This is a genomic window from Kitasatospora sp. NPDC087861 (genome assembly GCF_044742585.1).
Classification (GTDB): domain Bacteria; phylum Actinomycetota; class Actinomycetes; order Streptomycetales; family Streptomycetaceae; genus Kitasatospora.
This window is the reverse complement of the sequence record NZ_JBIUUS010000010.1, coordinates 248999-258742: the sequence shown is the minus strand read 5'-3', so window position 1 is coordinate 258742 and position 9744 is coordinate 248999. Positions and strand designations below refer to the sequence as shown.

The following is a 9744-nucleotide window of genomic DNA, read 5'->3' as shown; positions in this document are numbered from 1 at the left end:
TGACTTTTGGCACGCTGTTGAGTTCTCAAGGAACGGACACTTCCTTCGGACCGCCTTCCAGCGGGCCCTCCGGGCGCTTCGTTCTTTCGTGTTTCCAGCTTATCAGATGTTTTCCGCTCCGTTTTCCGGGGCTTCGTCATCCAACTCGCCGGTGCCTTCCGGGGTTTGACGCCCCGTCCGACGTTTCAAACTCTAGCCGATCCCCGCTCCGAAAAGCGAATCCGACCGCAACCCAATAAAACGAGCACGCCGAATAAGAACCGAGACGCGACAAGACGCGACCCAGCCCGAACCGGGAAGTGGTGTTTCGAAGGATTGGCCGCCCCGGGACCGTCCGCGCAGACGCGTGTCCGGTGCTCCCTGCCGAGCGACTAGAGAACACTACCCCCGTCCGGCGTCTCGGGCAAACCGATTCCGGGGACGGTCCGGGTGCAGAGCGAGCGGCCGGCCTTCACGTACTCGCCGTTGGGGTGGTCGTTGCCGGTGACCCAGCGGCGGGCGGTGGCCTCGTCGCGGCCGCCGTCGCGGTGGCGGCGGAGCAGGCGCTCCTCGCGGAGGGCGTCGTCGGTGTCCACGTACCAGAGCTCGCGCAGCAGGCGGCGGGCGTCCGGCCACGGGGTGTCGGTGGAGGCGAGGTAGTTGCCCTCGGTGATGACGAGGCGGGTCTGGGGGCGGACGACGTGCCGGGCGGCGACCGGTTCGTCGAGCGTCCGGTCGAAGTCGGGGACGTAGATGTCCTGGAAGCGGTCGGCGGCGATGCGGCGCAGCAGGGCGACGTAGCCGTGGGCGTCGAAGGTGGCGGGGGCGCCCTTGCGGTGGGTCAGGTCGAGGCGGTCCAGTTGGGCGGCGGAGAGGTGGAAGCCGTCGAGCGGCACGTACGCGGCGCTGCCGGGACCCGCGGCGCGTTCGATCTCGGCGACCAGGTACCGGGCCAGGGTGGACTTGCCGGCGGCGGGCGGGCCGACAAGTCCGAGGATCGTACGGGCGTTGCTGCCCGGGCCCCCGAGGAAGCCGAGGGCGAGGACGGTGAGGCGGTCCGCGTTCATGGCCGCACCCTACTCACCGCCCGGGCACGGGCCTTACCGCTCGGCGAGGGCGGGCACCTCCAGGGTGAGGGTCCCGGCATCGGCGTCGAGCAGGGCAGGGACGCCGAGCGGGACGGTCAGCGTGGACGGGCAGTGGCCGAAGCCGAGTTCCCAGATGACGGGTATTCCGAGCGGGGCGAGACGGTCGAGCATGACGTCCCGGACCCGGTCGAGCCGCCCGCAGCCGTCCCAGGAGCCGAGCGCGATGCCCGCGACCCCGTCGAACGCTCCGGAGCGCAGGAACTGGGTGAGGAGCCGGTCGAGCTGGTACGGGTGCTCGTTGACGTCTTCCAGGATCAGGATGCTGCCGGCGTAGGACGGTCGGGCGGCGGGGGTGCCGCGCTCGGCCGCGAGCACGTGCACGCAGCCGCCCGCGGTGACGCCCCGGGCCCGGCCGGGGACGAGGGCGGTGGCGGTGGGTGAGGTGAGCACGGTGGTGGCCGTGGGCTCGAAGAGGGTGCGGCGCAGGTGCTCGGCGGTCGGTCCGTCGGTGATGAAGGAGGCGGCCGCACTCATCGGCCCGTACAGGGTGGCGATGCCGAGGCGCTGGGCGAAGGCCTCCTGCAGGGAGGAGACGTCGCTGAAGCCGATGAACGGCTTGGGCGAGGCGGCGCGCATGGCGTCCCAGTCGAGCAGGTCGACCATGCGGTGGACGCCGTAGCCGCCGCGGGCGCAGATGACGGCGTCGACGGTGGGGTCGAGCCAGGCGGACTGGAGGTCGGCGGCGCGGTCGGCGTCGGTGCCGGCGAGGTAGCCGAGGGTGGGGTGGGTGTCGAGGACGTGCCGGGCGACGGTGACGCGCAGCCCCCAGGAGCGCAGGATCGCGCAGCCGTCGGTGAGCCGCTGGGGGTCGATCGGGCCGCTGGGGGCGACGACGGCGATGTGGTCGCCGGGGTGTAGGTGCGGCGGGCGGGTCAGCCCCTGGCCGGGCGTGGTCGGGTGCTGGTCCATGGGCCGGGTCACCTTTCGGGGGAGGCCGGGTACGGGCGGCCTCGGTGTGGTCGAGGCCGCCCGGTGACGATATGCCCCCGTGTCGGCGAACCGGTGTCCGCGGGTCGACGTCTGTGGGCCGACGTCTACAGGTCGATGTCGGTGGGTCAGTGGGCCGCGGACGCGGGGTCGCTCGGGCCGCTGGGGCCGCTCTTCAGATCGCCCCCATCACCGCCCTGACCTCGTCGAGGGTGGCGTCGGCGATGGCGTTGGCTCGTTCGGCCCCGTCGCGCAGGACCTGGCGCAGGTGTCCGCGGTCGGTGGCGAGTTCGGCGCGGCGGGTGCGCAGGGGGCGGAGGTGCTCGTTGACGGAGTCGGTGACGGTGCGCTTGAGCGCGGCTGCGCCGCGGTCGCCGATCTCCTCGGCGATCTCCTCGGGCGCGCGGTCCTGGCAGAGCGCGGCGAGCAGGAGGAGACCGGAGACCTCGGGGCGGTTGACCGGGTCGTAGTCGATCCGGCGGTCGGCGTCCGTCATGGCACCGCGGATGGCCCGGGCGGTCTCGTCCTCGGTGGCGCCGAGCGGGATGGCGTTGCCCCGGCTCTTGCTCATCTTGCCGCCGTCGGTGCCGAGCAGCAGCGGGGCGTCGGAGAGCAGGGCCTGGGGAGCGGGGAAGACGGCGCCACCGTCGACATGCGGGTAGCGCTCGTTGAAGCGGCGGGCGACGGTGCGGGCGACTTCGAGGTGGGGCAGCTGGTCCTGGCCGACCGGGACGAGATTCGCCTTGCAGAAGAGGATGTCGGCGGCCTGGTGGACGGGATAGGTGAACATCAGCCCGTTGACGGCGGACTGGCGGGAGTGCGCGATCTCGTCCTTGACGGTGGGGTTCCGGTTCAGTTCGGCGACGCTGACCAGGCTGAGGAAGGGCAGGAGCAACTGGTTGAGAGCGGGGACGGCGCTGTGCGCGAAGATCGTGGCGTGGTCGGGGTCGAGTCCGGCCGCGAGGTAGTCGAGGACGAGGTTCTCGGTGTGCTCGGCGAGCCGGTCGGCGATGTCCCGGTCGGTGATGACCTGGTAGTCGGCGATCACGACGAACATCTCGACGCCCTGGTTCTGCAGTCGGACGCGGTTGCGCAGGGTGCCGAAGTAGTGGCCGAGGTGGAGCAGTCCGGTGGGGCGGTCCCCGGTGAGGACGCGGTGGGTGGCCGGGTCGGCGGTGAAGGTGGCGGTGGAGGCCGCGGTCTCGGCGGTCGTGGTCTCGCTCGTTGCGGTGGTCGCGGCCTCGGTGGTCGTGGTCGTCGCGGTGGTCATCGGGTGTCTCCTCGGTACGGCGGCGGTGGCGGCCGTCCGGGGCGGGGCCCGGTTCCATGGGAAACGCAACAGGGCCGTCCATTCCGGACGGCCCTGTTCGAGCATGAGGGGTGGCCGTCCCTAGGACGGCCACCAGCACAGGCCCGTGTGAAGCTTCATGCGTTCGAGCATAGCGCCGGTTGCCAGCGCCGTGGTCGGTTCGGTCCTCGCCGTGGTCGGTTCAGTCCTCGACGACCAACGCGGGGGTGTCCTTGCGCAGCGTCTCGCCGCGGAAGAACTCCGGCCGCACCAGGCCGTAGCAGGTCATCAGCACGGCGCCGAGCAGCAGGATGCCGACGCCGATGACGAACACCGAGCCGATGCCGAAGACGGCGCCGCTGCCGTAGTCCGGACTCCAGGCGTCGGTGAGGGTCTGCAGGAAGACCGCGCTCAGCAGCACGCCGCCGAGCAGTGGAGCGGCGCCCTTGAGGAGCAGGTCGCGCAAGCTGGCGCGCAGCGAGCGGCGGAAGTACCAGACGCAGGCGAACGCGGTCAGCGCGTAGTAGAAGCAGATCATCAGGCCGAGCGCCAGGATGGTGTCCTGGACGACGTTCTCGCTGATCAGGCTCATGCCGACGTAGAAGACGGCGGTGGCGATCCCGGCTGCGACGGTGGCGTACCCCGGCGTGCGGAAGCGCGGGTGGACGGCACCGAAGCGCGGCGGCACGGCGCGGTAGGCGCTCATCGCGAGCAGGGTGCGGGCCACCGGGATGAAGGTGGTCTGCAGGCTGGCGGCGGCGCTGGCGACGACGGCCAGGAAGAGCAGGATGCTCCAGGGCGAGCCGAGCACCGGGCGGGCGAGCGCGGAGAAGACGTTGTCGGCGGTCTCGGGGTTGCCGAGGCCGGAGCCGGTGGAGCCGACGCCCGCGAACATCTGGGAGGCGATCGCGACCAGCAGGTACGAGCCGACCAGGGTGACCATGGAGATCATCGCGGCGCGGCCGGGTGTCTTGGCGCTGCCGAGGGTCTCCTCGTTCATGGTGAGGCAGGTGTCCCAGCCCCAGTACATGAAGATCGACAGCGACAGGCCGGCGGTGAACGCGCTGAAGGAGCTGACCTGGAGCGGGTTCAGCCAGGAGAACGAGAAGCCGATCGAGTCGGGCAGGTCGCCGGCGGCGGCCTTGGCGATGGCGATGACCGAGAACAGCACCAGCACGGCGAGTTGGAGGCCGACCAGGCTGTACTGGAACCACTTGGTGGCCGTCATCCCCCGGTAGCTCATCGCGGTGGCGCCGCCGATCAGCAGGACGACGGTGAGCAGGTGGACGGCCTTGTTCTGGTCGAGCCCGGCGACCCAGCTGCTGCCGGTCATCTCACCGAGCATCAGGTAGAGGAAGTCGGTCGCGACCCCGGCCAGGTTGGAGAGCACGATGATGGTCGCCACGGTCAGGCCCCAGCCGGCCATCCAGCCGACCCGGGGGCCGAAGGCCTTGACCGTCCAGGTGAAGGACGTCCCGCAGTCCGGGAAGTCCTTGTTCAGCTCCTTGTAGGCGAACGCGACGAGCAGCATCGGCAGGAAGCCGGCCAGGAACACGGCCGGCATCTGCACGCCGACCGCGGTGACGGTCGGCCCGAGTGTCGCGGTCAGGCAGTAGACCGGGGCGACCGTGGAGACGCCCAGGACCACACTGCTCAACAGGCCCACCGAGTTGCCCTGTAGACCCTTGTCCCCCGCTCCCCCAGCCGTCCCCTGGTCGGGGACTCCACCACTGATGCCACTGACCGGGGCACCCTGCGGAGCGCCGGGCGCCATTGCCCGGCCGCTGCTTGTGTGCTCTGAGAGCTGCTGATCAAACACCAGCGCACCCTAGGCGCGAGCATGGAAGGTTGAGTAGACCAACTCTTGGTGATCTAAACCACTTGCTTCGATTCGTTCTTGGAGTGGCCATGCGGGGCGACGCATTAACGGCATGTCAACCCGTGTACCTTTGTTTCGAAGGGTTGAGGTCAAGAGAATTTCTCCCTTATGTCAAGGTTTGAGATATTTCGACCCGCAGCCCGGACGGCCCGCGGCACCCCGCTCCTCGCGCGTCGGATAGGTTTGCCTCACCTAACCTCGACCTAACCTCGACCGCGAAGGAGCGTCGCGTGGCCCCCAACCCCGACGGCCTGGCCCTCGTCCCCCGCACCCCCTCCCGCCGCAGGTTCCTCTCCGCCGGGATCGCCGGCGGGGCGGTACTCGGCCTCGGCGGGCTGCTCACCGCCTGCGGCAGCTCGGGCGGATCGGGCGGATCGGGCGGCAGCGGCGGCGCAACGCCGGGATCCGGCGGCGCCTCGGCCGACCAGAAGTCGGTCAAGCAGGGCGGCGACGACTACGCCACCGTGATCGAGAAGATGAAGGGCTTCGGCACCGACGCCGCCCCCGGCGTCTACCCGCGCACCGTCAAGCACGCCATGGGCGAGACCGTCATCCCCGCCAAGCCCACCCGGGTCGTGGTGCTGGACACCGGCGAGCTCGACAACGTCGTGTCGCTCGGCATCCAGCCGGTGGGCATCGTCTACACCGACGGCTCCAAGTCCCTGCCCTCCTACCTCAAGGACAAGGCCGGCAACCCGGCCAACGTCGGCACCATCAACAGCCTCAACCTGGAGGCCATCGCCGCGCTCAAGCCCGACCTGATCCTCGGCAGCCAGCTGCGCGCCCAGGACCAGTACGCGCAGCTGTCCAAGATCGCGCCGACCGTCTTCTCGCTGCGCCCCGGCTACCCCTGGAAGCAGAACTTCCAGCTCAACGCCAGCCCGTTCGGCCTGGAGGCGGAGGCCAAGGCCCAGCTCGACGCGTACCAGGCGGCCGCCACCGCGATCGGCACCAAGCTCGGCGACAAGCGGCCCACCGTCACGCCGCTGCGCTTCATGCCCGGCCGCACCCGGCTGTACGCCGAGCTGTCCTTCATCGGCACCATCCTCACCGACGTACCGCTGCCGCAGCCCAAGATCGAGCAGGTCAAGGAACTCGCGGTGGAGATCAGCCCGGAGCAGATCGACAAGGCCGACGCCGACTGGATCTTCTACGGCGTGTACGGCACCCCGAGCTCCACCAACCAGGACGCGGTGCTCGGCGGCGCGCTCTGGAAGACCCTCGGCGCGGTCAAGTCCGGTCAGGCACGGCCGGTTTCGGACGAGACCTGGTTCCTCGGGCTCGGCGTCATGGCGGCCAACGCGGTGCTCGTCGACCTCAAGGGCTTCGTCGCGCCCGGCACTTGAGCCGACACACGGGGTAGGGACGGGCGGTGGTCTCGCGCACACCCCCGGAACTGATGCTTGGAGCTGGTCGCGCGGTGCGGGAGGATCATCGGGACCGTCCCCCGAAGGGCCCGTGCCGATGACCTCGCTCCACCCCACCGCAACCGACCCGTCCCTGCCCGGCCCGCCCGGGGACAGCGCCGGATCCGCGCCCCCGCCCGCCGCGCGCTGCTCCATCGCGACGGCCGCCGAGACCGGCCCGGGCTGCGCTCCGGGCTCCGCCCCGTCCGGTACGGCCGGCGGACCGCGCCAAGCCGGCGGCTCGCGCCACGACTCGGTGCCGCAGCCGCGCGGACGGGAGGGCGCGGCGGGGGGCACCCCGGCTGCTGCGGCGGGCGAGCCGGCGGCGACGGACGATCCGACCACGTCGCGGCTGCGGGCGGCGCTGGCCGACCGGCTGCGGGCCGCGCGCGCCCAAGGCCGCTCGGTCGCCGAACTGGCGGCCGCGTGCCGGCGGCCGGTCTCGGAGGTGCGGGCGCTGCTCGGCGAGAGTGCCGAGGGTGCCGAGGGCGGCGAGGGCGACGAGGGCGACGAGGACGATGCACGCGGTGCGCACGGCGCGAACCGTGCCGACGTCCCGGGCGACGGCGGGGCTCCGGGCGTCGGAGTCGAGGCCGAGTACGTCCGGTTCCACCGGCCGCCCGCCCTCCCGGAGGGTGACCGGGCCGTTCCCGTGCTGCGCGCGGCACGCGAGGAACTGCGGACCACCGGCTCCCGGCGTCCCTCGCCTTCGCGCCGGCTGCGCCGGATGCACCCGCAGGCCGCCGCAACCGGGCAGGAGGCGACCGCACGGGAGACGGCCGCGGCCGAGCCCTTCATGACGGCATCCGCGACGGCCGCGACGGCATCCACGGCGCCCGCCACACCTGCGGCCTCGACCGACCTCCCGGGTGCGGCCTGGGCGGCGGCGGCCGCGCCGGGCACGGGTGAACTCGCCGGTGCCGTCGAGCCGGTGGCAGCACCGTCGGCCGTCGACCCCGACGTGGCGCGGGCCGAGACACCGCTCGGCATCCTGATCGGCGGCAGCCCGCACCAGCCCGAGGCCGTCGGGCGACCGGAGGAGCGGGCACCGGTCCGGGTGATTGCGAAGCCGGTCCGGATCGGCCGCGGCACCAGCCTGATCGTGCTGCCCGCGTGGCGCCCCGCCATCGCCGTCTCGGTGCCGACCGAGCAACTGCTGTCCGCGACCGGGCTCGCCTACGAGCGGCTGGCCGACGCGCAGCTGACCGTGCTCATGAACCCTTGCGCGCTGCACGACCGGGAGCTGGACCTGCACGGCTGGGAGTCCGGCCCGGCCGGGCGGGTCCGACGCGGCGGGCGCCCGTAGGGGCGTGCGTTCGGGGCCCGTCTGCGGCGGGCATCGGTCAGCCGTGCGGTCGGCCGGCCGGCGGCCGCCCGTAGGGGCGTCAGTAGGCGGCCGTCAGCGGGTGGCCGGGGTGTTCGGGACAAAGCCGAGGTCGACGGGCACCGGGATCCGGCCGTCGACGGCCCAGCCCTCGCGGACGGTGTCCAGCAGCTCCGGCAGTCGGGGCGGCCAGAGGGCATCGGCGTTCTCATCGGCCAGGTCGGCCGGGGTCCACCAACGCCAGTCGAGGATCCGGTCCTCGGCGTGCACCGCGCTGACGTCACCGACCGGGCCGCGGTGCGGTCCGGTGGTGAGGTAGATGTGCTCGTGCTGGCGCACCGGAGTGCCGTGCCAGGTGAAGTCGTGCTCCCAGGTGCAGAGCAGCGGGCCGGGTTCGAGGTCGCTCCAACCGGTCTCCTCCCAGAGCTCGCGCCGGGCACCGGTCCACGGGGTCTCGCCGGGCTCCAACCCGCCGCCCGGCATGGTCCAGTGGACGCCGACCTCGTCGTTGTCCGAACGGAGCAGGAAGACCGAGCCGCTCTCGTCCAGGACGACCGTGCGAGCCGCCTGCCGGGGGACGCGGGTGCGGGGTCTCAGCAGATTTCGCATCGGATCACTCTCCCAGCACCCCGGCCGGGTCGTCGAGCGGGTTTGACGCCACGAAAGCCGCCGACGCCGCCCCGCTCGGGGCCTTACCCTGGCGGCCATGCCCGTACCCGTGATCCTCTTCCCCGCCGACCCGCTCAACCCGCGCCGACCCGACCCGCACTTCGCCTGGGAGGCCCGGCTGCTACGGGAGTTGGGCGGCGAGCACCACCTGGTCGACCACGACGCGCTGCTCGCCGGGCATGCCGAGGAGGCGGTCCGGCAGGTGCCCCGGGACGGTGGTCCGCTCTGGTACCGGGGCTGGATGCTCCCGTCCGACCGCTACGCCGGCTTCGCCACCGCACTCGCCATGCGCGGCGGCACCCTGCTGACCAGCGCGGCCGGCTATGTGACGGCACACGAACTGCCCGGCTGGTACGGCGTGTTCGAGGGGGCGACCCCGCCCAGCGTGTGGATCCCCACCACCGGCACGGTCGCGCCCGGGCCGGCGGAGCTGGCCGCCGCCGTGGCGCGGCTCGGCGGGAGCGGGCCAGCGATCGTCAAGGACTATGTGAAGTCGCGCAAGCACGAGTGGCACGAGGCCTGTTTCATCCCCGAGTTGGCCGATCCGGCGGCCGTCTGGCGGGTGGTGGCGCGGTTCGTCGAGCTGCAGGGCGAGTTCCTGGCCGGCGGGGTGGTGCTGCGGCGGTACGAGGAGTTCGAGCGCCGGGCCGATGGCACGGGCGGTGGCTCGGGCAGTGGCTCGGCCGACGGAGTGGACGATGGCTTGGGCGGTGGCTCGGACGACCGGTCGGGCGGCGGGGACGGGCGGGCCGTGGAGGCGCGGGTGTGGTGGCTGGACGGCGAACCCGTCCTGGTCGGGCCACACCCGGACGCGCCGCACCGCACCGTCGAACCCGACCTCACCGGCGTCCAGTCCTTGGTCCGGACGCTCGGCTGCCGCTTCATCACCACCGACCTCGCCAGCCGGGCCGACGGCTCCGGCTGGCGGGTGGTCGAGGTCGGGGACGGGCAGGTCAGCGACCTCCCGCGCGGGATCGACGCCTCCGGCCTGCTGGCCTCGCTGATCGCCGCCTGACAGGCCGGACAAGACGGACCGGAGGTGGCGGGCCGCACCCGGCGGTCGGGCGGGCGCGCCCGCCCGCACACGACGCCCCGCCAGGCGGCTCCCAGGGCAGTTCCCGGGC

Annotated in this window: 8 protein-coding genes; 3 read left to right on the top strand and 5 right to left on the bottom strand. The window is 72.4% G+C overall.

What is annotated here, in order from left to right; genetic code table 11:
- Positions 1 to 371: 371 nt before the first annotated feature.
- The 4 genes from ACIOJE_RS17325 to ACIOJE_RS17310 all read right to left on the bottom strand — a co-directional run bounded on the left by ACIOJE_RS17325 (position 372) and on the right by ACIOJE_RS17310 (position 5116).
- Complete coding sequence (locus tag ACIOJE_RS17325) at positions 372 to 1046, bottom strand: nucleoside/nucleotide kinase family protein (RefSeq protein WP_400777023.1); 675 nt, start codon at positions 1044 to 1046, stop codon at positions 372 to 374.
- A gap of 33 nt (positions 1047 to 1079) precedes the next feature.
- On the bottom strand, positions 1080 to 2036 hold the full coding sequence (locus tag ACIOJE_RS17320) for an LD-carboxypeptidase (protein WP_400777021.1): 957 nt from the start codon (positions 2034 to 2036) through the stop codon (positions 1080 to 1082).
- 193 nt (positions 2037 to 2229) lie between these two features.
- Positions 2230 to 3324, bottom strand: a complete 1095-nt coding sequence (trpS, locus tag ACIOJE_RS17315) for a tryptophan--tRNA ligase (protein WP_400777019.1) — start codon at positions 3322 to 3324, stop codon at positions 2230 to 2232.
- A 220-nt stretch (positions 3325 to 3544) separates the two neighbouring features.
- Positions 3545 to 5116, bottom strand: a complete 1572-nt coding sequence (locus tag ACIOJE_RS17310; RefSeq protein ID WP_280679781.1) for an APC family permease — start codon at positions 5114 to 5116, stop codon at positions 3545 to 3547.
- A gap of 335 nt (positions 5117 to 5451) precedes the next feature.
- Here ACIOJE_RS17310 and ACIOJE_RS17305 point away from each other — a divergent pair, with 335 nt between their 5' ends.
- Complete coding sequence (locus tag ACIOJE_RS17305; protein WP_400777017.1) at positions 5452 to 6567, top strand: ABC transporter substrate-binding protein; 1116 nt, start codon at positions 5452 to 5454, stop codon at positions 6565 to 6567.
- A 118-nt stretch (positions 6568 to 6685) separates the two neighbouring features.
- Positions 6686 to 7933: a hypothetical protein gene (locus ACIOJE_RS17300; RefSeq protein ID WP_400777016.1), complete on the top strand. Its 1248-nt coding sequence runs from the start codon at positions 6686 to 6688 to the stop codon at positions 7931 to 7933.
- 93 nt (positions 7934 to 8026) lie between these two features.
- On the opposite strand, the gene ACIOJE_RS17295 is transcribed toward ACIOJE_RS17300, so the two are convergent.
- Positions 8027 to 8560: an NUDIX hydrolase gene (locus tag ACIOJE_RS17295; protein WP_400777014.1), complete on the bottom strand. Its 534-nt coding sequence runs from the start codon at positions 8558 to 8560 to the stop codon at positions 8027 to 8029.
- A 97-nt stretch (positions 8561 to 8657) separates the two neighbouring features.
- Here ACIOJE_RS17295 and ACIOJE_RS17290 point away from each other — a divergent pair, with 97 nt between their 5' ends.
- The gene (locus tag ACIOJE_RS17290; RefSeq protein ID WP_400777013.1) at positions 8658 to 9635 is read left to right on the top strand and encodes an ATP-grasp domain-containing protein; all 978 of its coding nucleotides are present in this window, start codon (positions 8658 to 8660) and stop codon (positions 9633 to 9635) included.
- The last annotated feature ends 109 nt before the right edge of the window (positions 9636 to 9744 follow it).

What these genes read in the sequence shown, in the direction of transcription:
- ACIOJE_RS17310 (WP_280679781.1), bottom strand. Translation starts at nt 5,116, where the DNA reads ATGGCGCCCGGCGCTCCGCAGGGTGCCCCGGTCAGTGGCATCAGTGGT.
- ACIOJE_RS17300 (WP_400777016.1), top strand. Translation starts at nt 6,686, where the DNA reads ATGACCTCGCTCCACCCCACCGCAACCGACCCGTCCCTGCCCGGCCCG.
- ACIOJE_RS17325 (WP_400777023.1), bottom strand. Translation starts at nt 1,046, where the DNA reads ATGAACGCGGACCGCCTCACCGTCCTCGCCCTCGGCTTCCTCGGGGGC.
- ACIOJE_RS17320 (WP_400777021.1), bottom strand. Translation starts at nt 2,036, where the DNA reads ATGGACCAGCACCCGACCACGCCCGGCCAGGGGCTGACCCGCCCGCCG.
- ACIOJE_RS17290 (WP_400777013.1), top strand. Translation starts at nt 8,658, where the DNA reads ATGCCCGTACCCGTGATCCTCTTCCCCGCCGACCCGCTCAACCCGCGC.
- trpS (WP_400777019.1), bottom strand. Translation starts at nt 3,324, where the DNA reads ATGACCACCGCGACGACCACGACCACCGAGGCCGCGACCACCGCAACG.
- ACIOJE_RS17295 (WP_400777014.1), bottom strand. Translation starts at nt 8,560, where the DNA reads ATGCGAAATCTGCTGAGACCCCGCACCCGCGTCCCCCGGCAGGCGGCT.